Genomic DNA, 25,751 nt, shown 5'->3' with positions numbered 1-25,751 from the left:
GCCGTCGCGAATGCCGCCCCCGGGGCGGCATTCGCCGTTTTGGGGCGGCCGAAGCGTCCCAGCCAAGGCAGCGGCGCGGGCGCTTGGATACAATGTCGGGCCCGACGTTGCACGGTTCCCCGGACATGATCGTCCTCGAGGGCCTTTCGGCCCTGTCTCCGTTCCGCCGCGAACGGCTCCAAGCCCGCCTGCAAGCCATCCATCCCGAAGTCCGCCTGATCGACGCCTGGCCGGTGTACTGGGTCCGGCCGGATCAGGGCGCGCAGCCCGACGACGCCACCCTGCGCCGCATCCTGCAGGCCGAACCGGCCGCCGCGGCGCGCGCCGACGGCGCCGTCTCCCGCTACGTGACCCCGCGCTTGGGCACCCTGTCGCCCTGGGCCAGCAAGGCCACCGAGCTGTTGCGCGGCGCCGGCCAGCCGGTGGCGCGCGTGGAACGCGGCACCCGCTACGACCTTGGCGGCTGGCCCGCCGACGCGGCCACCCAGGGCGCGCTGGCCAAGGCCCTGCACGATCCGATGACGCAGTCGCTGCTGGACGCGCGCGAGGACGCCGCGGCGCTGTTCGCCGTGCCCGCGCGCGGCGAACTCGAGCGCATCCCGCTGGCCGAGCTGGAGCAGGCCAACGGCCGCCTGGGCCTGGCCCTGGCCGCCGACGAGATCGCCTACCTGCGCGAGCGTTACGCCGCGCTGGGCCGCGAGCCCTCGGACGTGGAACTGATGATGTTCGCGCAGGCCAACTCCGAGCACTGCCGGCACAAGATCTTCAACGCCTCTTGGACCATCGACGGGCGCGAGCAGAACAGCTCGCTGTTCAAGATGATCAAGCACACCCACGCGCAGACGCCGGAGAACACGCTCTCGGCCTACAGCGACAACGCCGCGGTGGTGGAGGGCTACGCCAGCCGGCGTTTCCGCCCGCAGCCGGGTAGCCAGGCCTACCGCGCCGAGGCCGAAACGCCATCGGCGTTCTGCATCAAGGTCGAAACCCACAACCACCCGACCGCGATCGCGCCGTTCCCCGGTGCCAGCACCGGCAATGGCGGCGAGATCCGCGACGAAGGCGCGACCGGTCGCGGCGGCCGCCCCAAGGCCGGCCTGTGCGGTTTCAGCGTGTCGCATCTGCGCATCCCGACCCTGCCGCAGCCCTGGGAAGGCGCGCGCGCGCTGAACCCGCGCATGGCCCCGGCGCTGGAAATCATGCTCGACGGCCCGATCGGCGCGGCCGCGTTCAACAACGAATTCGGCCGGCCCAACCTGGTCGGCTATTTCCGCAGCTTCGAGCTGTCCGAAGGCGCGTTCGCGCGCGCGTACGACAAGCCGATCATGCTCGCCGGCGGCCTGGGCGCGATCGACCGCCCGCAGGTGGCCAAGCTGGGCCTGAAGCCCGGCTACGCCGTGGTCGTGCTCGGCGGCCCGGCCATGCTGATCGGCCTGGGCGGCGGCGCCGCCAGTTCGGTGGCCTCCGGCGACAGCGCCGAGGACCTGGATTTCGCCAGCGTGCAGCGCGACAACCCGGAAATGGAGCGTCGCTGCCAGGAAGTGATCGACCGCTGCGTCGCCATGGGCGCGGACAATCCCATCGCCAGCGCCCACGACGTCGGCGCCGGCGGCCTGTCCAACGCCATTCCCGAACTGCTGCACGACTCGCAGCTGGGCGGCGTGATCGACCTGGCGCGCGTGCCCAGCGACGATCCTTCGCTGTCGCCGATGCAGCTGTGGTGCAACGAATCGCAAGAGCGCTACGTGCTGGGCCTGCCGGCCGACCGCGTGGCCGATTTCACCGCGATCTGCGAGCGCGAGCGCTGTCCGTTCGCGGTGGTCGGCTATGCCACCGCCGAAGAACATCTGGTGGTGGGCTACGGCGCCACCGTCGAGAGCGTCGCCGAGGCCGGCCACGATTGGCCGATCGATCTTCCAATGGACGTGCTGTTCGGCAAGCCGCCGAAGATGCACCGCGACACCCGCCGCCCGCCGGCCGCGCCGTGGCCGGCGCTGCAGTGGCGCGGGCTGGACCTGCGCCAGGCCGCGCTGCGCGTGCTCGCGCACCCGACCGTGGCGTCCAAGCAGTTCTTGGTCACCATCGGCGACCGCAGCGTGGGCGGCCTGACCGCGCGCGACCAGATGGTCGGTCCCTGGCAGCTGCCGCTGGCCGATTGCGCGATCACCCTGTCGGGTTTCGACGGCTACGTCGGCGAAGCCATGGCGATCGGCGAACGCACGCCGCTGGCGCTGCTGGACGCCGCTGCCGCCGCGCGCATGGCCGTGGGCGAGGCGATCACCAACCTCTGCGCCGCGCCGGTGGAATCCTTGAACCGGATCAAGCTGTCGGCCAACTGGATGGCCGCCGCCGGCCACCCCGGCGAAGACGCGCTGCTGTTCGACGCGGTCAAGGCCGTGGGCCTGGAGCTGTGCCCGGAGCTGGAGCTCAGCATTCCGGTGGGCAAGGACTCGCTGTCGATGCAGGCGCAGTGGCAGGACGGCGGCGCGGCGCACAAGTCGGTCTCGCCGGTGTCGCTGATCGTCAGCGCGTTCGCGCCGGTGGTCGACGTGCGCCGCCAGCTCACGCCGCTGCTGCTGCGCGACGGCGACAGCGAGCTGTGGCTGATCGGCCTGGGCGCGGGCAAGCAGCGCCTGGGCGGTTCGGTGCTGGCGCAGTGCCATCCCGACGCCGGCGCCGACGGTCTGCCGGCCTTCGCCGGCCCGTCCGCCGACGGCGACCGCGACGACCTGGGCGTGCCCGACCTGGATCACCCGCAGCGCCTGCGCGATTTCTTCGAACTGATCCGCGAGGCGCGCGAGGCCGGCCTGCTGCTGGCCTACCACGACCGCAGCGACGGCGGCGCCTTCGCCGCGCTGTGCGAAATGGCGTTCTGCTCGCGCCTGGGCCTGGACATCAGCCTGGACGGTTGGGGCGAGGACCCGTTCCGCACCCTGTTCAACGAGGAACTGGGCGCGATCGTGCAGATCTCGGCCGAGGACCGCGCCGAGTTCGCCGACCTGGTCTCGCGCCACGGCCTGATCGACTGCGCCCAGCGCATCGCCAAGCCGGTGCTCAGCCGCGTCGACGGCCCGAACACCGCGCCGGCGATCCGCGTGCGCGAGGACGGCGAGACCCTGGCCGAGTGGCGCTGGGACGAGCTGTTCGACGCCTGGTGGTCGGTGAGCCATGCGCTGCAGAAGCTGCGCGACAACCCCGAATGCGCCGACGAGGAGCGCGCGATCGCGCGCGACTTCGCCGCGCCGGGTCTGAAGCCCAAACTCAGCTTCGATCCGGCAGAGGACGTGGCCGCGCCCTTCATCAACACCGGCGCGCGACCCAGGGTCGCGATCCTGCGCGAGCAGGGCGTCAACGGCCAGATCGAAATGGCCGCGGCCTTCGACCGCGCCGGCTTCGAAGCCTTTGATGTGCACATGAGCGACCTGATCGCCGGCCGCGTCTCGCTGCAGGACTACAAGGGCTTCGCCGCCTGCGGTGGCTTCAGCTACGGCGACGTGCTCGGCGCGGGCCGCGGCTGGGCCACCAGCGTGCTCGAGCGCAGCGCGCTGCGCGATGCCTTCGCCGCGTTCTTCGCGCGTGAGGACAGCTTCTCGCTGGGCGTATGCAACGGCTGCCAGATGCTGGCCCAGCTCAAGCCCATCATCCCGGGTGCCGAGCATTGGCCGCGCTTCCTGCGCAACCGCAGCGAACAGTTCGAGGCGCGCCTGGGCCTGTTGGAAGTGGGCGAATCGCCTTCGCTGTTCTTCCGCGGCATGGCCGGTTCGCGCATCCCGGTGTCGGTGGCGCACGGCGAAGGCCGGGCCAGCTTCGACAGCAACCTGGATCAGAACGCGGCCGACATCAGCCTGCGTTACGTGGACGGCGACGGCCGCTTGGCCGAACGCTACCCGCTCAACCCCAACGGTTCGCCCGACGGCGTCGCCGGCCTGACCTCGCGCGACGGCCGCGCGACCATCCTGATGCCGCACCCGGAACGCACCCTGCGCAACGCCAACTTCAGCTGGGCGCCGCGCGACTGGGACGGCGACTCGCCGTGGATGCGCATGTTCCGCAATGCGCGGGTGTGGGTGGGCTGATTCCGGCCGCACGCCGCGAGCAACGAGTCAGGGCGTCCGCGAGGGCGCCCTTTCTTTTTTGGACGATCGTCGCGCAGGCGTGCGCCCGGACGTGCGCGCTCTGCGCCCGGACGGGCCCTTAGCCGCGGCAACCCACTCGACAATGCGATCGCCGGTCATCGCGTCGCGCTGACCGCCACCGCTCTGGGGAAGGGGATACGCCGTGCGCTATCGGATCGAAGCGTTGTGGGCTGCTGCACGTAAGCAAACGACCATGTCGGCCGATGGGCGATCGCGAGGGCGGCGTGTGGCCCTGCCGCTCGCGCTCGCGATTGCGGCGATGCCCGCCATGGCGGCCGACTACCGCCAGGAATACGAGAAGCGGGTGAAATCGGCCACCGACATCGTAGCCCTGCAGGTCGACAACGCATCCGGCGAGAAGCTCTCGCTCTACGACGGGCGGCTGCAGTTCCACAACGTCGACATCGACATTCCCGGCAACTCGGCGCTGCCGGTGCGGCTGGCCCGCAGTTGGAAACTGGATCGGCAGGCGCGCAACGGCCCGCGCGCGTTCGACGATTGGGACCTGGACGTGCCCTATCTGTCGGGCATCTTTACCGCCAGCAAGGGCTGGACCATGCAATCGGGCGGACGCTGCGGCAGCGCGGCAGGCCTGCTGGCCAACGCGCCGGCCTACTACGCGCACCTGGTCGAACCCCAGGGCGATTCCGCCCAAGCCCAGGGTGCGTACTACGTCTACTTCGAGCCGCGCCTGTTCTGGCACGGCTACAACCTGCACGTCGACGGCGGCGAGCAGACGCTGCTGGTCAGGCATGCCGGCAATCCGAACGGGCCTTCCGCCGCCCACACCTGGAGCACGCAGGAGGGATGGGCGTTTTCCTGTATCCCCGCCGACAACGGCGAGGGTTTCCTGGGGCTCGACACCAAAGGCAACAAGTACTATTTCGATCACGTAGCCGCGTTGCCGTACGAACCGGTGCATCAGGCCGTGGCCAACCCGTACGCGCCGCCCTGCGAGCTGGGCTGCGATTACCCGCGCTACGTCAGCGCGCCGCTGGGACCGAAGCTCATGCGCAGCCAGGTCCGCCTGCTCGCGACCAAGGTGGAAGACCGCTTCGGCAACTGGGTGGCCTACGACTACGACGGCGCCAAGCTACTACGCATCCGCAGCAACGACGGGCGCCAGATCGACCTGGTCCACGATGCGCGCGGGCGGGTGACCCAGGCCACGGCCAGCGGCAGAACCTGGACCTACGGCTATCAGCAGGTGGCCGCGCCGGCGAGCGACAAGAGCGATCAAGTGCTCAAAAGCGTGACCTTGCCCGACAGCAGCAGCTGGACCTACACCCTGGACCGGCTGGGCTACGCCGAGTCCGTTCCGAAGGCGGACGACGGCTGGCGCACGGACGAGCTCGATTGCGGCCAGCTCGGCCCCGAGCCGGACCTGTTCAACGGCAACGAGGTGTTCGCCGCCAGCGTGGTGACGCCGTCGGGGGCGCGCTACGACTACAAGGCCCGGCCCACCCGTCATCACCTGACCTATGTCACCGAAGCGCCGGTGTTCGGCGGCGTGTGCCTGGGCGGTTCGGCCATTCCGCGCCTGTTCGACGTCGTGTCGGTGTTCGAGCGCACGGTCAGCGGGCCGGGCGTGCCGGCCAGAACCTGGAGCTACGCCTACCAGCAACCCGAACGCAAGTTCCGCTACGAGTGCGACGCGGCCCCCGCGTCCTGCGCCGACCGCAAGACGGTGCTCATCACCGAACCCAGCGGCACCGTGCGCAAGCAGTACTACGGGGTCAAGGAGAACGCGAACACCGGCCTGTTGCTGGGCGAAGAGGTATGGAAGGACGGGGCGCTGTATCGCGTCACCGGGCAGATCTACCAGGAAACGCCGGCAGGGCAGCCGTATCCGGCGTTGCAGGGATTGACGCCCACCGAGCTCGACCTCTATGCCGATGGCGAATGGCCCGGCGGCCGCAACCGGCCGCTCAAACAGGCGTGGATCGATCAGGACGGCGTGCGTTTCACCCGCGACACGGCCTCGTTCGACCGGTTTGCGCGGCCCACGGCGATCAGCCGCTACAGCACGCTGGGCTACTCGGCGGCCGAAACCACCCAGTACGCCGACGATACGGGCCGCTGGATCCTGGGGCAGGTGGTGCGGTCGACGCAGGATGGCGTGGAAACCACGCGCGCGGACTTGGACGCGAACCTGCTGCCCTGGCGCACTTACAACCATGGCCAGTTGCTCGAAACCCTGGCTTACGCAGCCGACGGGACGCTGTTGACCAGCACCGACGCCAAGAACCGCGTCACCTCGTTCTCGCAGTGGAAGCGCGGCTTGCCGCAGCGGATACAGTACCCGCCGACGCCCGAAGCGCCGGCCGGCGCCAGCCAATCGGCGGTGGTCGACGACTCGGGTTGGATCACCTCGACCACCGACGAAAACGGCTACACCACGGCTTACAGCCACGACGCCATGGGACGCTTGGCCACGCTGACCCATCCCGGTGGCGACAGCGTCGCCTGGCTGCCGACCACGCAAAGCTTCACGGTATCGCCTTCCGCACAGCATGGACTGCCGGCCGGACACTGGCTGCAGACGGTCACCACCGGCAATGCGCGCAAGACCACGCACTACGATGCGTTGAGGCGGCCGGTCGTGACGGTGGAGCAGGATTTGAACGATCCGGCGGGCACGACCCGCTGGTCGGCCCAGCGTTACGACGAGATGGGCCGAGTGGAGTTCGCCTCGTACCCGATCAACCCGTATGCGAGCGGTTGGAAAAGCTACGCGGACGCCACGTTGGCCGGCGTGCTCACCCGCTACGACGCCCTGGACCGGCCCGTGCGCAGCGTGCAGACCTCCGAGCTCGGCGATCTGACCACGACGATCGAATACCTGTCCGGTTTGAAGCGCCGCACCGTGAACCCGCGCGGCATCGCCACCGTCGAGGCCTTCCAGGCCTTCGATCAGCCCGGCTACGACAGCGTGATCCGCATCGACGCCGCAGCGGGCACCGCGGATGCGGTGCGCACCGTGATCGACCGCGACAACTACGGCAAGGCCAAGGAGGTGTCGCGTGGCGCTGGTGAATGACAGCTTGCCGGCGGCGCGCCCGGCTACGCCGGCTCTACGGCGCGCGCGACGAATGGCCCCCTTGGGCTGGCTCCTGGCGCTGTTGTTCGCAGCGCCGATGGCGCACGCGGACTGCCCGGTACCGGACTTCAACAACCCCGACTGCGTCATCCAGCCGCCGGCCGAGCGCGACGCCAATCCTTCGGCCATGTCCGTGCCGACCGTGATGCAGCCCGGTCGGTACTACCCGGTGTCGGTGACGTTCCGCAACACCGGCGCGGCCACCTGGACCGCAGGGGATGGCTACAAACTCGGATCGGCCGGGCCGCAGGACAACTGGACCTGGGGCTTGTCGCGGGTGGCGGTGCCCGGCGCGATCGGGCCGCAGCAGGAGGCCACGTTCCACTTCACCGTGCGCGCGCCGGACACACCGGGCCGTTACACCTTCCAGTGGCGCATGCTGATGGAGGGAGTGGAGTGGTTCGGGCCGTCGACTTCGGGCGTGTGGGTCGACGTCTATGCCGGTTCGATTTCCGCCTCGCCTGCGACCTGCACGATTCCGTGGGGCGCCAACGCCTGCTACACCACGGTCAGCTGGAGCTCGAACGCGCCGAACGCGAAGGTCTGGTACTCGCTGCCGGACGGCAGCCTGATGACCCAGTGGGCCAGTGGGCAGAACGGCTCGGCGGTCGGCGGTATCGACACCCGTGGGCTGCGCTTCCACCTCAAGAGCGGCGACCTGACCCTGGCGACCGTGGACGCGAGCGCGGTGCCGACCCACAACAGCGCCCCTTCGGTGGCGCTGACCGGTCCCGGCAATAACCATGTCTACCAGATCGGCAGCGCGGTGGCGTTCACCGCCAATGCCTCCGACTCCGACGACGGCGTGCAGCGGGTCGAGTTCCTGATCGACGGCGTCAAGATGGGCCAGGACACCAGCGCGCCCTACGAGTTGCATTGGACCGGCACCGACGGCGGCCACAGCCTGGTCGCGCGCGCGTTCGACACCCGCGGTTACCACACCGATTCGGCGGCGATGTGGATCGCCGCCAACGGCCTGCCCAACATCGCCCTGACCAGTCCGGTCAACGGCGCCCGCACCACGGAACCGGCGAGCTTCCTGCTCAAGGCGGACGCCTCGGACGTGGACGGCGTGCAGCGGGTGGAGTTCTACGCGAACAACGTGCTGGTCGCCAGCGATACCGTCGCGCCTTACGAGGCGACCTGGTCGGGTGCGGGCGTAGGCACGCATGCGCTGCATGCGGTCGCTTACGACGTCATGGGCGCATCGAAGCGCTCGGCTACGTCCAGCGTCGGCGTGGACCGGTTGGTGACCGGGCCTGCCGGCCTGTCCCGACGATGGGTCTACGACGCGCAGCAAAGGCTGTGCAAGACCATCGATCCGGAAGCCGGCGCGACCGTGATCGAGTACGACGAGGTCGGCAACGTGGCCTGGAGCGCCGCCGGCCTGAACCTGCCCGATCCCTCGTCCTGCAATCGCACCGAGGCGGCCGGCTCCGGCCGCGCGGTCGGGCGCAGCTACGACGGACGCGATCGTCTGCAAGCACTGAGCTTTCCCGACGGGCGTGGCAACCAGACCTGGGAGTACTACGCCGACGGTTTGCCCAAGACGGTGACCACGTCCAACGAAGCGGCGGGGCAGGGTGTCGTCGTCAACACCTACCACTACGACAAGCGCCGCCACTTGACCGCCGAAGCGCAAGCGCAGCCGGGGTGGTACAGCTGGTCCAGCGGCTACGGCTACGAGCCCGACGGCCACTTGCGCTGGCACAGCTATCCCACCGGCGCGGTGATCGACTACGCGCCCAACGCCCTGGGGCAGCCTCGCCAGGTGGTGACCTCGGCGCAGACCTACGCCAGCAACGTGCGCTACTACCCGAACGGCGCGATCTCGCAGTTCACCTACGGTAACGGCATCGTCCACACCATGAGCCAAAACGCGCGCCAGCTGCCGGAACGCAGCGTCAGCGCCGGTGTGCTGGATTTGCGAACCGGCTACGACCACGTAGGCAACGTCGTCGAGATCCGTGATCTGGTCCGCGGCGACACCTACAGCCGTTGGATGGCCTACGACGGCCTCGATCGCCTGATCGCGGCCGGCTCCTGCAGCTTCGGCGGCGACTGCTGGCACCGCTATACCTACGACGCCCTGAACAACCTCAAGACCTGGTCGCTGGGCGGGATCAAGGACCACCGTTACTACTACGACGCGGGCAACCGGCTGACCAATATCCAGAACGCCAGCGGCGCCAGCGTGATCGGCCTGGGCTACGACCCGCAAGGCAACCTGGACAACAAGAACGGCCAGGCCTATGTCTTCGACTACGGCAACCGCTTGCGCCAGGTGACCGGAAAGGAAGCCTATCGCTACGACGCCCTGGGCCGGCGCGTGATGTCGGCCAGCGCCGACTGGGCCACGGTCCGTCGCCTGTCGATGTACAACAAGGCCGGGCAGATGATCTATACCGAGGCGGGAAATCCGCGCAAGTCGCTCGAGCACTATTACCTGGGCGAGTCGCTGCTGGCGATCCGCGAGATCGACTTCAGCCCGGGCGTTCCCGCTGTGGTGCGCTATCAGCATACCGATGCGCTGGGCAGCCCAGTGGCGGTGACCGATGCCGCCGGCGCGGTGGTCGAGCGTACCGATTGGGAACCCTATGGCGCGGCGATCGGCAAGCCGAACTACGACGGCGTCGGCTACACCGGCCACGTCATGGACGGGGCTTCAGGTCTTACGTACATGCAGCAGCGTTACTACGACGAGGACGTAGGCCGCTTCCTGAGCGTGGACCCGGTGACGGTCGACACGGCCACCGGCTTCAACTTCAACCGTTACGGCTACGGCAACAACAACCCCTATCGCTTCACCGACCCCGATGGACGGCAGAGCGAGGAGAACGATAAACATAGCGTTTGCGAGAACGGCGGCGGCTACTGCGGCGAACGGTTCGTCGCTGAGGCCTCCGATGCCATCATGAAACCCTTGATCGCCGGGCACGGCGCGTTCGTGCGCGCCGTGGAAGCTACAGCGGCCGCCATCAACGACAACGTGGGCGTCAAGTTCGAGCTGAGCGGAGGTGCTGTGGTGGCCGGGTCGCTCACTCAGAACCTGTTCACCTCGTGGGAAGGCGATGTTTCGATCGAAAGAGGCGCGGTGGGCGGACTTCAAGGCGGACTGTACCTGGAGAACAAGAATCCGCTGACGCTGGACATGCCGTTCAGCACGCCTTTGGATTTTTCGAGCGGCTTCAGTGTTGGCGCCATCGTGGGCGGTGGCGTGGACGTCGACTTCAAGGGCAGCACCGCCGAGGTCAAATTCAAGGGCGGCCTTTCCTTCGGCGCCAAAGGCAAGCCGTTCTCGATCGGAACCAAGGTGCTCGAGTGGAACAAGAGCCCGAAAACCAAGTAGGGCCGCTGGTCTTAGCTGTAAGCGGCAGGAACGAAGCGCATGATGCAAGAGCCCCGCAATGCGGGGCTTTTTTTTTGCGTAAACGCCTGCGGCCTGTGCTCGATCAGGGCAGGGCCGCCATGCGGCAAACCGGGCTCGCGTTGCTGCGAAACGCCGGACCTTGCGGAAGTTTGCCACCCGATGCGCTCTGGCGTGCACGCGCTGCGCCGAGTCGTGCCCTATCGCGTCGCGGCCGCTTCGACAATGCACACCACGACCGCCGCGCCTGCGGCGGTCGCATCCACTCTGGGGAAAGGGACACGTCATGCGTTATCTGGTCGGTACGTTGCTTGCGCTCGCCTGCGGTGCGGCCTGCGCGGGAAGGGCGCCGTGGGAGGAGTACGACAAGCTGGTCAAGTCGGCGCAGACGCTCAAGTCGGAAGGGCCCACGCTGTTCGGCGACTCGGTGAATCTGTACACCGGCGCGACCAGCTTTGCGGCCACGGACGTGTCGATCCCCGGCAATTTTCCGATCCCGGTGGCTTTGGGGCGGCGTTTCTCGAATGGAACCGATGCACGCAATCGCCCGTTCGGGGACTGGGACTGGGATGTGCCCTATGTCAGCGGCACGTTTAGTAGCGCGGAAGGTTGGGTCCTGGGTCCGTCCCCGCTGAGCTCGACGGCCAATCGTTGCTCGTCGCCGACCAGCGTGGCGACGGCGCGCCCACCGTCGGTGAAGATCCAAAGTTCCACGCCGATACGCGCGCCGGCTGTGGAACCCTGGGAATACTGGAGCGGCTACCGGATGTCGGTGCCCGGCGGCGACCAGGAGTTGCTGCTCGCCACCGCCGAAACCCGGCCGCGCCCTACCGACGGCGGCACCTATCCCTGGGTGACCAACAAGCATTGGCATCTCTCCTGCCTGCCCAGCCTGCAGAGCGGCCAGGCGGGCGAGGGCTTTCTGGCGCGCTCGCCCGACGGCACCCGCTACCGCTTCGACTGGATGGTGGTCCGTCAGTCCGACGACCTGCTCAAGCCGGTGACGGCGGACGGCAAGGTGTTGCAGCGCCCGGTGCCGCGCGACGAAATCCGTCTGTACCCGACCCGCATCGAGGATCGCTTCGGCAACTGGGTCGCCTACCAGTGGAGTGGTGCGCAGTTGCAGTCCATCACTTCCAGCGACGGCCGCCAGCTGTCCTTCACTTGGGAAAGCGCCAATGGCTACGACCGGGTGAGCAAGGTGACGACCGATACCGGACGCGAATGGCGCTATGGCTATTCCGCCTATTCGCAGCTGACTTCGGTGGTCCTGCCGGACAACAGCAGCTGGAGCATCGACTTCCATGCGCTTTGGGGCAGTCCCTACTACAGCAACGACATGGATCCGGCGATTCCCGGCGGACAAACCCATTTGCAGGACAAGGCGCTGACCTGCAGTTGGATGCGAGCCCTGGTGCCGCTGACCCGTAGCGCCTCGATTACCCATCCTTCCGGCGCGCGCGGCGAGTTCGTGTTCCAGACGGTTAGGCACGGCCGGCAGAACGTACCGCTGGATTGCATGTTTCCGCCGGACATGAGCGCGCGCCCCCAGCCCGATTACGAGCCGACCGAAGACGCCTACACCGCGATGGTGCCCGCGCGCTTCGATGTGCTGGCGATTCGCAGCAAAAGCGTGACCGGACCTGGCCTGCCGGGCTACACCTGGACCTACGATTACACGACTCCGGTCGGCAGTTGGGAAGGCACCTGCGGCGGCTGTGCGACCACCAAGACCACCACGGTGGCAAGCCCAGGCGGCGAGCGCACCGTCAACACCTATGGCGTGGTGTTCAACGAAAACGAAGGCCAGTTGCTGCAGGTCGATACCTACGCCGGCAGCGCATTGCTGCGCAGCGCCACGACCACCTACCTCAGCAACGCCGCGGCGCCTCATCAGGCCTTCGCCGACCGCATGGGCCAGAATCCGCAAATCCGCATGGATTCGTTTTCGTCCGAGCGCCAGCGTCCGCAGACGGGCGGCTCCATCCAACAGGACGGCGTGCGCTTCGATACGGCCAACGAAACCTTCGACGAGTTCGCCAAAGTCACCCGTATCGGGCAGTCGAACACCTTGGGCTATACGCGTACCGACTCGACCGAATACTACAACGACAAGTCGCTGTGGGTGGTCGGTCAAACCGCCAAGCAGACCAATGTCAACACCGGCGTGATCGTGTCGCGTACCGACTATCACGCAGCCAGTGCGCTGCCGTTGCGCACCTACGCCAACGAGAAGCTGCAGCAAACCCTGGGCTATCACCCGGATGGCACGCTGGCCACCCTCACCGATGGACGGAACCTGACGGCTACGGTCTCCGACTGGAAGCGCGGTACGCCGCAAACGGTTACTTTCCATGACGGCGCACAGAAGCGCGCCGTGGTGGACGGCAATGGCTGGTTGACCTCGTTGATCGACGAGAACGGCTACGCCACCGGTTACGGTTACGACGCGATGGGGCGGATCAATCGGATCACCCCGCCCGCCGGCGACGAGGTGGCCTGGAATGCGACCAGCGCCGTGTTCGAGCAAGTCGGCACCGACGAGTACGGCTTGGGGGCCGGACATTGGCGCCAGGTGAGCACTACCGGGAACTACCGCAAGACCGTGTTCTTCGATGCGCTCTGGCGCCCGGTCGCCGAGCAGGAAGACGACGCGGCCGACAACGCCGGCACGCTGCGCTGGAGCGCCAAGCGCTACGACCATGACGGACGGGAGGTGTTCGCGTCCTACCCGCGCAACCCGCATGTGGACGGCTGGGTCAACTTTTCCGATGCGGGTTTGAAGGGCAACCATACCGTTTACGACGTGTTGGATCGTCCGATCCGCAACCTGCAGGATGCGCAAGGAGGCCAGTTGACGCGCGTGACCGACTATTTGCCGGGGTTCCGCCGCCTGACCACCGATGCGCGCGGTACCAAGACCGTCGAGAGTTTCCAGGTCTACGGACAACCCAGTTACGACCAGCCGGCGATAGTCGAGGCGGCGGTGGACAGCGCCGACGCGGCGCGGACCACCATCGTGCGCGACGTGCTGGGCAACACCAAGCAGATCGTGCGCGGTCCGGGCGGTTGATCCGGCGTTAGCCAATGGGGCGCGGTCTGCTCAGGCGGATCGCGGCACGCAGAGAACGAACGGCCGGACTCGGCCTCAAGGTCGGTTATGCACAAGTCATACGATGTAAAGCGCGTCCGCGCCGCGCTGGCGAAGGCGTCTGCACGGTGGACAGTCGGGTTGTTGCTGCTGGTCTCGGCACTGCTGCCGGGATTGGCCTGCGCTGCCGGCCCGGATCCGACGTTGAGCTTCAACTACCCTGCGGCGCCGGAGATGACCTTTGCTGCGCCGGCCAGCGTCAAGATTCAGCTCAGCGCGACCGCCGGCTGCGGTCCGATCAACATCTTCGTCAGCGGGCCGGGGCTGGATACCTCGGTCACCAACGGCCAGGTGCTCAACGATCTGCCGCCCGGCCGCTATTTCATCGATGCCTCGTTCGAGATGTGCGACCGCCGCTGGGTCGATCCGGTCAGCGCCGGTCGGGCATTCACCGTGCTCGGCGGCAGCATTACGGCTTCGCCGACCACGTGCACCATCCCCTGGGGCGCGAACGCCTGCTACACCAATGTCAACTGGAGTTCTAACGCGGCCAATGCCACCGTCTGGTATTCGTTGCCGGACGGCAGTCTGATGACCCAGTGGGCGACCGGACAGAACGGCTCGTCCGTCGGCGGTATCGACAGCCGCGGACTACGCTTCCACCTCAAGAGCGGCAGCCTGACTCTGGCCACCGTGGACGTGAGCGCGGTGCCCACTCAGAACAGCCCGCCCGCGGTCAGTCTGACCGGCCCCGGCAACAACTATGTCTACCCGGCCGGCAGCGCCGTCGCGTTCACCGCCAATGCCTCGGATGCCGACGACGGCGTGCAGCGAGTCGAGTTCCTGGTCGACGGCACCAAGATGGGCGAGGACACCAGCGCGCCCTATGAGTTGCACTGGACCGGTCTGGTGGGCGGCCACAGCTTAGTCGCGCGCGCGTTCGACACCCGCGGCTATTACACGGATTCGGCGGCGATGTGGATCGTCGGCAACGGCCCGCCTAGCGTGAGCCTGACCAGCCCCGCCGACGGGACCCAAGCCAGCGTGCCCGCCAGTTTCCTGCTGCAGGCGAACGCATCCGACGCAGACGGCGTGAACCGGGTGGAGTTCTACGCCGACAACCAACTGATCAACACCGACAGCGCCGCGCCCTACGAATACACCTGGTCGGGCGCGAGCGTCGGCCCGCACGCGGTGCATGCGGTCGCGTACGACAGCCGGGGTCTCTCGGCGCGCTCGGCCACGGCCAGCGTGACCGTGAAGCTGCCAGACTCGGGTCCAAGCGGGCTGACGCGGCAGTACGTCTACGACCAGTACCAACAGCTGTGCAAGATTCTCGAGCCCGAAACCGGCGCAACGGTGATGGCCTACGACGCCTCCGGCAACCTGGCCTGGTCGGCCGCCGGATTGAACCTGCCCGATCCGAACAACTGCAACCTGGCCGAAGCCGAACAGTCCGGTCGCCGCGTCGACCGCAGTTACGACAGCCGCAACCGTCTGGCCACGCTGACGTTTCCTGATGGTCGCGGCAATCAGACCTGGGCTTACACGCCCGACGGGCTGCCCTACGAAGTGGTCACCAGCAACGAAGGCCCCGACCTGGGCAAGGTGATCAATAACTACACCTACAACAAGCGCCGCCTGGTCAATGCCGAGGCGCAGACCCTGGTGGGCCGGTACGTGCGCTCGGCCACCTATGGCTACGACGCCAACGGCCACCGTAACCGTTACACCACGCCGGACGGATTGCCCGTCAATTACGCGACCAATGCCCTAGGTCAGCCCACCGCGGTCAGTTCGACCTGGGGCAACCATGCCACAGGTATCAGCTATTACCCCAATGGCGGGATGAAGCGCTACGTCTACGGCAACGGCATCGTGCACACGATGACGCAGGATGCGCGGCAGTTCCCGGCGCGGGTGACCGATGCCGGTGTCTTCGATCACACCTACGCCTACGACGAGAACGGCAATATCGCCGCCATTCGCGACGTGAACGCGGTGCAGGGCTTGTACAGCGGCAATCGCGACATGCTCTACGATCGCCGCGATCGCTTGATTCAGGCGCACCTGCATTGGCTGACCGTGCGCGGCTTCGGCTACGACCCGCTGGACAACATTCGCTACAAGAGCAATTTCAACGGCTCGACCACGGTCACGGACTACTACTGGTACAACGAGAAGAACCATCTGACCAACCTGCGCAACGACCAGGGCGCCACCACCATGGGCCTGGGTTACGACGAGCAGGGCAATCTGAAGAACAAGAACGGGCAGGGGTACGAGTTCGACCTCGGCAATCGCTTGCGCATATCGACGGGCAAAGAGACTTACCGCTACGAGGCCCACGGGCGTCGCGTCACCAGCGAAAGCCTCACGGATACGAGGTACTCGGTGTCGTTCTACAACACCGACGGCCAGTTGCTGCAGCGCGAGGAACACCACAGCGGCGAGGCGGACAACGACAGCTACCCTGAGCTGACCATCCCGCATATCTATTTGAATGGCAGCCTGCTGGCGACCATCGAATGGGATCGCGCCTCCAACAGCGGCAAGCTCAAGTACCAGCACACCGATGCCTTGGGCAGCCCGATCGCGGTGACCGATGCCGCGGCCACGGTGCTCGACCGCACCCATTGGGAGCCGTACGGCGCGGCGATCAACAAGCCCGCTTACAACGGCGTGGGCTATACCGGTCACGTGATGGACGGCGCGACCGGCCTGACCTACATGCAACAGCGCTACTACGATCCTCAGCTCGGCAGGTTCCTGAGCGTGGATCCGGTGACGGCGCTGGAAAAGCCGCTCGCTCACTTCATCCGCTACGCCTACGCCTACAACAATCCGTACAAGTTCACCGACCCGGACGGGCGCGAAGGCGCCGCGCTGCGCCAGATGGAACGCGACATGGACGACTTGGCGAGCGGCAAGATGTCGCGCGCCGAGTTCCACGAGCGATCGGCGGCGCGAGGGGCCGGCGCCGCTGCGGGGTTGACGCTGGTGGCGGGCGGCGCCGGCACCTTGCGCGCAGGTGCCTGGTTGACGATGACCAAAAGCGGTCGGGAAACCCTGTTCGTGGTGCTCAGCATTCTTTCCCGCAACAAGGACGAGTTGAAGACGCTCGGCAAGCGCGTGCACAAGGAATCGATCGTGCAGACGATGAAGGATTCGCGTAGGAACGCGGTAACCGAATCGCAGCAGAGGGGAAAGATCACGCCGCGCGAACCGCCCAAACCGCCGGATCCCAAGACGCCCGATCCGCTCAAATGATGGGGCCGATGCCCGCTGCCGGAGGTCGGCGTTCAGGTGGCGGTGCCGGGCTGGAATGCCGAGCATCGGTACGTGCCCAAGGCCGATCGGCGCGTGCGCGGGGGCGATTGGCGAATCTGGAATATCCGGTGGCGGATGGGGTCGAGTAACCGACCGAAACTGCTAAAGTCCGAGTTCACGCGCAGGAGGGTGACGTGAACGCAGTAGCCACCACCACGGAGGGGCCCGGGCACGATCCGTCGGGCCTCAACCAGGCCGGACCCGGCCAGATCGGGCCCGGCCCGGCCGACGCCGGCCCGCAGGCCGCCGTCGACGCGGCCATCGTCGAGGCCCTGCTGGCCAAGGGCCGGCTCAAGGAAACCGACCTGGGCCGGGCCAAGCGGCTGCAGGAGGAGACCGGCGGCAGCCTGCTGGCGCTGCTGGCGCGGCTGGGCCTGGTGTCCGAGCGCGACCACGCCGAAACCGTGGCGGCGGTGCTGGACCTGCCCCTGGTCAGCGTCAAGGACGCACCGGAATTACCCCCTGAGGGCGTAGTTTTGACGCCCAAGTTCATGAAGCAGTTCGCCGTCTGCCCGGTCCGCGAGAGCGAGCAGGCGGTCGAGGTGCTGATGGCCGACCCGCAGGACGTCTACACCCTGGACGCCCTGCGCCTGGCCGCCGGCCGCGACATCCGCCCCTACGTGGCGCTGCGTTCGGAGATCGGCGACCTGATCGAGCGCTGGCACGGCCAGGGCCGCAGCGCCATGGGCGCGATCGTCGAGACCGCCGAGGGCGAGGGCAGCGGCGACCTGGACGACGTCGAGCACCTGCGCGACCTGGCGTCCGAGGCGCCGGTGATCCGGCTGGTGAACCTGGTGATCCAGCGCGCGGTGGAACTGCGCGCCTCCGACATCCATATCGAACCGTTCGAGAACCGGCTCAAGGTGCGCTACCGCGTCGACGGCGTGCTGGCCGAGGGCGAGAGCCCGCCGGCCAACCTGACCGCGGCGGTGATCAGCCGCATCAAGATCATGGCCAAGCTCAACATCGCCGAGCGCCGCCTGCCGCAGGACGGCCGCATCATGCTGCGCGTGCAGGGCAAGGAGCTGGACCTGCGCGTGAGCACGGTGCCCACCGCGCACGGCGAGTCGGTGGTGATGCGACTGCTGGACCGCGAGACGGTGGTGTTCGACTTCAAGAAGCTGGGCTTCACCGACGCCTTCCTGCCGCAGTTCCAGAAGGTGCTGGACCAGCCGCACGGCATCCTGCTGGTCACCGGCCCGACCGGTTCGGGCAAGACCACCACGCTGTACACGGCGCTGAGCAAGCTCAACACCAGCGACGTGAAGATCATCACGGTCGAGGACCCGGTCGAGTACCAGATCGAGGGCATCAACCAGATCCAGGCCAAGCCGCAGATCGGCCTGGATTTCGCCCACGCCCTGCGCTCGATCGTGCGCCAGGACCCGGACATCATCATGATCGGCGAAATGCGCGATCTGGAGACGTGCAAGATCGCGATCCAGTCGGCGCTGACCGGCCACCTGGTGCTGTCCACGCTGCACACCAACAACGCCGCCGGCGGCATCACCCGCCTGCTCGACATGGGCGTGGAAGACTATCTGCTGACCTCGACCATCAACGGCATCCTGGCCCAGCGCCTGGTGCGCCGGCTCGAGCCCACGCATGCCGAGCGCTATTTGGCCTCGCCGGAGGAGATCGACAAGTTCGGTCTGCGCCGCTACCAGCCGCAGGGCGAGATCTACCTGTACCGTCCGCGCCCGTCGGCGCTGGCGCCCAGCGGTTACCACGGGCGCACCACCATCATGGAATTTCTGGTGATGAACGACGAGCTGCGCCGCGCGGTGATGCGCCACGCCGGCATGGGCGAGATCGAGCAGATCGCGCGCGAGACCGCGGCCATGCGCACCATGTACGAGGACGGCATCGCCAAGGCCTTGGACGGACAGACCACGATCGAAGAAGTGCTGCGAGTGACCGAAGACGCGTGAGAGGGAACCTCGCGCGAAACAACCAGGGGAGGTGGGCGATGAACACGATCAAGACCCTAGCGGCGCGGGCCGCGCTGGCGGCCACGCTGGTGCTGGCCCTGGGCGCGGCGCAGGCGGCCGGCCCGGCCAAGTCGCTGAGCAAGGCGCAGATTCCGGCCGGTTTCGCGGTGGGCAGCGGCAAGCCGCCGCTGAGCCTGCGGGTGGAGCTGGCCGACGGCAAGGCCCGCAGCGCGTCGGTGGCCGCGGCCACGCCGGGCAACGTCACCGCCAGCGGCAGCAGCGACGCCGAGCAGACCATGCTGACCATCCGCCACGACCTGGACGTGGCGCTGAAATTCGACCTGTACGTGTCCTCCGACGGCGAGCGCTTCGAGTACGCCAGCTCCTGCGCGGTCACCCCGGGCATTTCCAGTTTCGAGATGTGGTCGCGGCCGATCCGCGCCTTCGCCCTGGGCAATCCGCGCGTGGTCGATGCCGGCCGCATGGCCTGCGACTGATGGCCGCGATGACCTCCATGACCCGACTTCGCTGCGGAGCCGCGATGAAGCCTGCCTTTTTGAAGCCCACCTTCGCCGCCGTACTGAGCCTGTTCCTGCTGCTGTCCGCGCCCGCCGCCTTCGCCGGCCTGGGCCCCAAGACCATCTCCAGCCAGGAGTTCGATCCCGGCAGCAGTCTGGTGTTCCAGGCCAACGCCGCCGACGTGGCCGCCGCGGTCAAGGCCTTCGTCGCCGACAAGAAGTGGAAGCTGCTGTACGAAGGCGCGGAACTGCCGAAGAAGAACCACGGCTATTTCGCCAACACCTACGCCTTCAGCGGCCGCAGCGCCGACAAGGAGGCCTGGGCCAAGGCCGGCGCGGCCGAACTCAAGCCCGCGGCCTACCTGCAGGCCAAGACCCCGACCAGCGCTTTCAGCTTCGGCGCCGAGCTGTTCGTGGTGGTCTACGAGCAGCCCGAGGGCGGCGCGATCGTGTCCATCGCCGCCTCCACCAGCCAGATCGCCGAGAAGAAGAAGCTGGAAGGCTATATCGGCGAACTCGCCGCGGCCTTGAACGAGAAACTGGACTGATGCCAGCGCGCGTCCGCCCGCGCCTGGCCTACGATTGAGCCATGGCCCTCTATCACTACAAAGCGCTCAACGCCCGCGGCGAAATGCTCGACGGGCAGATGGAAGCGGCCAGCAACGCCGAGGTCGTGCAGCGCCTGCAGGAGCAGGGCCATCTGCCGGTCGAGGCCAAGCTGGCCAGCGAGGGCGGCGGCGCCTCGGTGTGGAGCGGGCTGTTCAAGCCCAAGCCCTTCGCCGGCGCGCGCCTGGTCCAGTTCACCCAGCAGCTGGCGACCCTGCTCGGCGCCGGCCAGCCGCTGGATCGTGCCCTGACCATCCTGCTGGAGCTGCCCGAGGACGAGGCGGCCAAGCGCACCGTGACCGACGTGCGCGACGCGGTGCGCGGCGGCGCTTCGCTGTCGGCGTCGCTGGAGCGCCAGCACGGCACCTTCTCGCGCCTGTACATCAACATGGTCCGCGCCGGCGAGGCCGGCGGCAGCCTGCACGAGACCCTGTCGCGCCTGGCCGACTACCTGGAGCGCAGCCGCGCGCTGCAGGGCCGTGTGATCAACGCCCTGATCTATCCGGCGATCCTGCTGCTGATGGTCAGCGGCAGCCTGCTGTTCCTGCTGGGCTACGTGGTGCCGCAGTTCGCGGTGATGTACGAAAGCCTGGATGCGCCGCTGCCGCTGTTCACCAGCATCGTGCTGGCGGTGGGCCTGTTCGTGCGCGACTGGTGGTTCCTGCTGATCGCGCTGCCGGCGCTGGGGCTGTGGTGGTTCGACCGCAAGCGCCGCGATCCGGGCTTCCGCGAGGCGCTCGACGCCTGGCTGCTCAAGCGCAAGTTCGCCGGCTCGCTGGTGGCCAAGATCGAGACCGCGCGCCTGGCCCGCACCCTGGGCACCCTGGTGCGCAACGGCGTGCCGCTGATGACCGCGCTGGGCATCGGTCGCAACGTGCTCGACAACAGGGTGCTGGCGGCCGACGTCGACGCCGCGGCCGAAGAGGTCAAGAACGGCGTGGCCCTGTCCACCGCGCTAGGCAAGGGCAAGCGCTTCCCGCGCCTGGCCCTGCAGATGATCCAGGTGGGCGAGGAGTCCGGCGCGCTGGACACCATGCTGGTCAAGACCGCCGAGACCTTCGAGCACGAAACCGGGCTGGCCCTGGACCGCATGCTCGCCGCGCTGGTGCCGGTGATCACGGTGGTGCTGGCGGCGGTGGTCGGCACCGTGGTGCTGGCCGTGCTGACCCCGCTCTACGACCTGACCAATGCGATTGGCTGATGATGGCGGTTGGGGGTGGAAAAGTGAGACACCGTTCCCCGTTCAGCCGGCACGGCACGGGGCCGGCCACGGCCGGTTCCGCCGTTTTGAACGCAAGCTGTACCGCCGCCGGCGCCGCTGAGCCGGCGACGGCATCGCGGCACAGAATCGGGATCGACCACGCCGCGGCGGAACCGGCTTCCGCCCGCTGCGGTCGGAGTAAAGGAATCGGGGGCGGCGGTATTGCCTTCTGTGTGCAACCCACTTTCTACGGATGACCGAAATGCGAAATCCCCGTTCCCTGCGCCGCCCGTCCGCCGCCCTGCAGCGCGGCATGAGCCTGATCGAAATCATCATCGTGATCGTGCTGATCGGCCTGGTGGCGACGGTGGTCGGCACCAAGGTGTTCGGCGCCGGCGACCAGGCCAAGTTCAAGCTGGCCAAGTCGCAGGTCGAAGCGCTGGCGATCAAGGTCGAGTCGTTCAAGGACGACACCGGCCGCCTGCCCAATTCGCTGGACGAACTGATCAAGGCGCCGTCCGACGCCAGCGGCTGGCTCGGCCCGTACGTGAAGAAGGAAAGCGACCTCAAGGATCCCTGGGGCCATGCGGTGGAATACCGGGTGCCGGGCGAGGGCCGCGACTTCGACCTGATCGTCCTGGGCAAGGACGGCAAGGTCGGCGGCACCAGCGTCGACGGCGACATCAAGTACGAGTAAATCGCATGAGCTCGACGCGGCATCGCCCTTCCGTCCCCGCGAAGGGGAACGGGGGCAGTGCCGCGCGGCGCGCGGCGCTGCGTCTTGGCGCGGGCGGTCGCAGGGCGCGCGGCTTCAGCCTGCTGGAAATGCTGCTGGTGGTGGCGCTGATCGCCGCACTGGGCGTGCTGGCCGCGTTCGCGGTCAGCGGCGGCCTGTCCGGCATGCAGCTGCGCAGCAGCGCCAAGGAACTGGCCGCGCAGTTGCGCTACGCCCGCACCCAGGCCATCGCCACCGGCCGCAAGCAAACCTTCACCATCGATCCGGCCGCGCATACCTGGAGCGGCGCCGACGGCCGCTCGGGCGAGATTCCGCAGTCCTTGAAAGTGAGCTTCACCGGCGCGCGCCAACTGCAGCCCAATCGCGGCCAGGGCGCGATCGCGTTCTTCAACGACGGCGCCTCCACCGGCGGGCGCATCCAGGTCGCCAGCCAGCGCGCGGCCTGGAACGTGGACGTGGCCTGGCTGACCGGCGAAGTGAAGCTGCGGCGTGTGGAGGCGCGGCGATGAGCGCGGCCGGCCTGCGCCGTCGTGCGCCGCGCGGTCCGCGCGCCGCCGCCGGCTATACCTTGCTCGAAGTCATCATCGCCTTCGCCCTGCTCGCCGCCGCGCTGACCCTGCTGCTGGGCACGCTGTCGGGCGCGAGCCGGCAGGTGCGCATGTCCGGCGAGGCCGGGCGCGCGGCGCTGCACGCGCAGTCGCTGCTGGATCAGGTCGGCGTGGGCCAGCCGCTGGCGCCGGGCCAGGAAAGCGGCGACTTCGAAGATGGCCGCTACCGCTGGACCCTGGGCGTGCGGCCCTGGCGCGATCGCGCGGTGGCCGCGGCGCGGCAGCCGGTGGACGTCAACGGTCCGCAATTGTTCGAAATCACCCTGGCGGTGGAGTGGGGCGAAGGCGGTCCCGGCCAGCGCCTGCTGTTGCGCAGCCTGCGCACCGCGTTGGCCGGCCCCGAGGCGGTGATGCAATGAGCCGCCGCGCCGCCGGTTTCACCATGGTGGAAATGCTGCTGGCCACGGTGCTGCTGGCCGCGGGCCTGGCGCTGGCCTTCGCCACGCTCTCGGCCGCGACCCAGACCGCGACCCGCGGCGAGTCCATCGCCCAGCGCAGCGAGCGCCAGCGCGCGGTCGAGAATTTCCTGCGCAAGCGCCTGACCGGCGCGCGCCCGGTCGCGTTCGGCTTCGACCAGGCCAGCGCGGTCCCGCAGCGTTTCATCGGCGAACCCGAGCGCATGCGCTTCGTCGCCGACCTGCCCGACTACCTGGGCCGCGGCGGCCCCTACCTGCACGACTTCGCGATCGAGTCCGACGGCGAGCGCACGCGCATGACCCTGGCGCTGTCGATGGTGCTGGCCGGGCAGACCGTGGAAGAGGAACAGGAGCGTCCGCCGGAACTGCTGGTGGAACAGCTGAAATCGGCGCGTTTCCGTTACCGCGCGCTGGATGAAACCGGCAAGCTCGGCGACTGGCAGGAGCGCTGGACCAGCGCCGAACTGCTGCCGCTGATGGTGGAAGTGGAACTCACCGACGCCGACGGCCGCGACTGGCCGCCGCTGGTGGTGTCGCTGCCGCTGGCCGCCGGCGTGGCGCGCGGCATCGTGCCGGGGCAGCTGTGAGCGTGCGCGCCGCCATGCGTGATCACCAACGCGGCGCCGCGCTGCTGCTGGTGCTGTGGTTGATCGCCATGCTCACCGCGCTGGTCGGCGCCTTCGCCATGACCGCGCGGGTGGAGAACCTGCAAGGGCGCGTGCTCACGCGCGGCCTGGTCGCGCAGAACGCCGCGCGCGCGGGCATGGAATACGCGCTCACCCGCGTGGGCCAGAGCGATCCGCGCCTGCAGTGGCGCCCGGACGGCACCGCGTACCGCTGGTCCTACGCCGGCGCGCGGGTCGAAGTGAAGCTGATCGACGAGAACGGCAAGGTCGATCTGAACCAGGCCGATGCCAACCTGCTGACCGCGCTGATCCAGAGCGCCGGCGGCATCGAACAGCAGGCCGACGCCGCGCAGCTGGCCTCGGCGATCATGGACTGGCGCGATCCCGATCCGCTGACCCAGATCGCCGGCGGCGCCGAAGACCCCGACTACGCCTCCGCGGGGCTGCCCTACGGCGCCAAGGACGCGGAGTTCGAAAGCGTGGCCGAATTGCAGCAGGTGCTGGGCTTCACCCCGGCCTTGTACGCCAAGCTCGAGCCCTACCTGACCGTCTACAGCGGTCGCGCCCAGCCCGATCCCGCGTTCGCCGCCGGGCCGGTGCTGGATGCGATGGGCCTGAACGGCACCGAATTGGTGGCGCAACGTAACCGCCGCAACAGTAACGGCATGCCAGAAGCCGGCTCCGGCATACCCGGCGAGCTGCCCGGTCTCGTCGGCGAAGGCAGCGGCACCTATAGTATCGACAGCCGCGCGCGGCTCTCCGATGGCCGCGAGTCGGTACTGCGGGTAGTCGTGCGCGCGGGGGGAGGGGCCGTGCCGGGCATGGCCTATACGCCGCTGCGTTGGGAGGAGGGAGCTTCACCACGATGAACTCGCAAGTCGAAAGCCGGCCGGGAAGCTGGTCGACGGATCATCCGTTACGCCGCCTGGGCACCCGTCTGGTGCCGGGCGCGGGCGGATTTTTGTCGTGGTGGGGACGCAATCTCGCGGCCTGGCTGCCGCAACGCGCGCGCCAGGCGCTGGGCATGGACCGCGGCCGCCTGCTGCTGCAGGTGCAGGGCGAAGCGCTGACGCTGCGCCTGCAACGCGGCGCCGAACTGCGCGACCTGGGCGTGCTGCCGGGCCTGGCCGACGCCAGCGGCCCGGACCTGGCCGCGCTGGCCGCGCCCGGCACCACCGCCGCGCGCCCCAGCGACCCGCTGGCGCCGCTGCTGCCCACCGGCCTGGCCGACCTGCCGCGCTGGCTGCTGCTGCCCGCCGCCAGCAGCCTGCGCCGCCGCCTGCAGCTGCCGGCCGCCGCGGCCGAGCGCCTGCGCGACGTGGTCGGCTTCGAGATCGACCGGCAGACCCCGTTCGCCGCCGATGCGGTGGCCTTCGACGCGCGCGTGCTGGGCAAGCGCGAGAGCGACGGCCAGATCGACGCCGAACTGGTCGCGGTGCCGCGCCAGGCCCTGAATCCCCAGCTGGCCGCGGTCGGGCCGCTGGCCGACACCCTGGCCGGCGTGGACGTGGCCGGCGCCGACGGCGCGCCGCTGGGCGTGAACCTGCTCGCGCCGGCGCAGCGCCGCCGCCACAGCGACCCCTTCCGCACCTGGAACCTGGCCCTGGCCGCGATCGCGCTGATCGGCATCGCCGCCACCCTGTGGCAACTGCTGGAAAACCGCCGCGCCGCCGCCGACCAGTTGCAGCAGACGATTTCCTCGCACGCCAAGGAAGCGCGCGAGGTCGCGGCCAAGCGCCAGGAACTGGTCGGTTTGATCGAAGGCCAGGCGTTCCTGGACCGCACCCGCGCCGAGCGCCCGAGCACGGTGGAGCTGATCGACGAACTCAGCAAGCGCCTGCCCGACAGCACCTATCTGGAAAAGCTCGCCATCGAAGACAACAGCCTGCTGGTGATGGGGCTGAGCCGCGAAGCGTCCTCGCTGATCGCGCGCATGCAGGGCACGCCGCTGTGGCGCACGCCGGCGCTGACCGGCGCGGTCCAGCCCGATCCCACCACCGGCCGCGACCGTTTCACCCTGACCGCCGAGATCGGTGCCGTTCAAAGCGGTCCGCCGCGCACGGAGGCCGCTCGTGGCCAGTGACG

Annotated in this window: 15 protein-coding genes; all 15 read left to right on the top strand. The window is 68.4% G+C overall.

Annotated features, from left to right (window positions below; all coding sequences use genetic code 11):
• Window positions 1-125: 125 nt before the first annotated feature.
• The 15 genes from purL (at window position 126) to DX914_RS12475 (ending at window position 25,749) form a co-directional block, all read left to right on the top strand.
• Window positions 126-4,076 carry a phosphoribosylformylglycinamidine synthase gene (gene purL / locus DX914_RS12545; RefSeq protein ID WP_196778899.1) on the top strand — a complete coding sequence of 1,317 codons (3,951 nt, stop codon included), beginning with the start codon at window positions 126-128 and terminating at the stop codon, window positions 4,074-4,076.
• A gap of 319 nt (window positions 4,077-4,395) precedes the next feature.
• Window positions 4,396-7,176 carry a hypothetical protein gene (locus DX914_RS12540; RefSeq protein ID WP_158549282.1) on the top strand — a complete coding sequence of 927 codons (2,781 nt, stop codon included), beginning with the start codon at window positions 4,396-4,398 and terminating at the stop codon, window positions 7,174-7,176.
• Window positions 7,177-7,237: 61 nt separating this feature from the next.
• Window positions 7,238-10,585 carry an RHS repeat domain-containing protein gene (locus tag DX914_RS12535; protein WP_158549279.1) on the top strand — a complete coding sequence of 1,116 codons (3,348 nt, stop codon included), beginning with the start codon at window positions 7,238-7,240 and terminating at the stop codon, window positions 10,583-10,585.
• 304 nt (window positions 10,586-10,889) lie between these two features.
• Complete coding sequence (locus tag DX914_RS12530; RefSeq protein ID WP_115859462.1) at window positions 10,890-13,676, top strand: RHS repeat domain-containing protein; 2,787 nt, start codon at window positions 10,890-10,892, stop codon at window positions 13,674-13,676.
• A 222-nt stretch (window positions 13,677-13,898) separates the two neighbouring features.
• Entirely contained in the window at window positions 13,899-16,964 is a 3,066-nt protein-coding gene (locus tag DX914_RS12525; RefSeq protein ID WP_158549277.1) for an RHS repeat domain-containing protein, read from the top strand.
• Between the two features lie 269 nt (window positions 16,965-17,233).
• A complete protein-coding gene (gene gspE / locus DX914_RS12520) occupies window positions 17,234-18,955 on the top strand; it encodes a type II secretion system ATPase GspE (RefSeq protein WP_115860164.1) in 1,722 nt (573 codons plus the stop codon).
• Window positions 18,956-18,993: 38 nt separating this feature from the next.
• Complete coding sequence (locus DX914_RS12515) at window positions 18,994-19,452, top strand: hypothetical protein (RefSeq protein ID WP_115859460.1); 459 nt, start codon at window positions 18,994-18,996, stop codon at window positions 19,450-19,452.
• Window positions 19,453-19,496: 44 nt separating this feature from the next.
• Window positions 19,497-20,021 (top strand): hypothetical protein, encoded by a 525-nt coding sequence (locus tag DX914_RS12510; protein ID WP_115859459.1) that lies wholly within the window; start codon window positions 19,497-19,499, stop codon window positions 20,019-20,021.
• Between the two features lie 41 nt (window positions 20,022-20,062).
• Complete coding sequence (gene xpsF, locus DX914_RS12505; RefSeq protein ID WP_115859458.1) at window positions 20,063-21,280, top strand: type II secretion system protein XpsF; 1,218 nt, start codon at window positions 20,063-20,065, stop codon at window positions 21,278-21,280.
• Between the two features lie 262 nt (window positions 21,281-21,542).
• Window positions 21,543-21,977, top strand: coding sequence for a type II secretion system major pseudopilin GspG (gene gspG / locus DX914_RS12500; protein ID WP_115860162.1), 435 nt, complete (start codon window positions 21,543-21,545; stop codon window positions 21,975-21,977).
• 5 nt (window positions 21,978-21,982) lie between these two features.
• Window positions 21,983-22,525 carry a type II secretion system protein XpsH gene (xpsH, locus tag DX914_RS12495; protein WP_115859457.1) on the top strand — a complete coding sequence of 181 codons (543 nt, stop codon included), beginning with the start codon at window positions 21,983-21,985 and terminating at the stop codon, window positions 22,523-22,525.
• Window positions 22,522-22,983, top strand: a complete 462-nt coding sequence (gene xpsI, locus DX914_RS12490) for a type II secretion system protein XpsI (RefSeq protein WP_115859456.1) — start codon at window positions 22,522-22,524, stop codon at window positions 22,981-22,983. The genes xpsH and xpsI overlap by 4 nt, the downstream gene beginning before the upstream one ends.
• Window positions 22,980-23,627 (top strand): prepilin-type N-terminal cleavage/methylation domain-containing protein, encoded by a 648-nt coding sequence (locus DX914_RS12485; RefSeq protein WP_115859455.1) that lies wholly within the window; start codon window positions 22,980-22,982, stop codon window positions 23,625-23,627. Before xpsI ends, DX914_RS12485 begins: the two co-directional genes overlap by 4 nt.
• A 14-nt stretch (window positions 23,628-23,641) precedes the next feature.
• Window positions 23,642-24,535: a type II secretion system minor pseudopilin gene (locus tag DX914_RS12480; RefSeq protein WP_115860160.1), complete on the top strand. Its 894-nt coding sequence runs from the start codon at window positions 23,642-23,644 to the stop codon at window positions 24,533-24,535.
• Window positions 24,532-25,749 carry a PilN domain-containing protein gene (locus tag DX914_RS12475; protein WP_115859454.1) on the top strand — a complete coding sequence of 406 codons (1,218 nt, stop codon included), beginning with the start codon at window positions 24,532-24,534 and terminating at the stop codon, window positions 25,747-25,749. Before DX914_RS12480 ends, DX914_RS12475 begins: the two co-directional genes overlap by 4 nt.
• Window positions 25,750-25,751: the final 2 nt, after the last annotated feature.

The sequence above is a fragment of the Lysobacter silvisoli genome (genome assembly GCF_003382365.1).
In the GTDB taxonomy this organism is placed as follows: domain Bacteria; phylum Pseudomonadota; class Gammaproteobacteria; order Xanthomonadales; family Xanthomonadaceae; genus Lysobacter; species Lysobacter silvisoli.
This window is presented reverse-complemented; position numbering and strand designations above follow the sequence as displayed.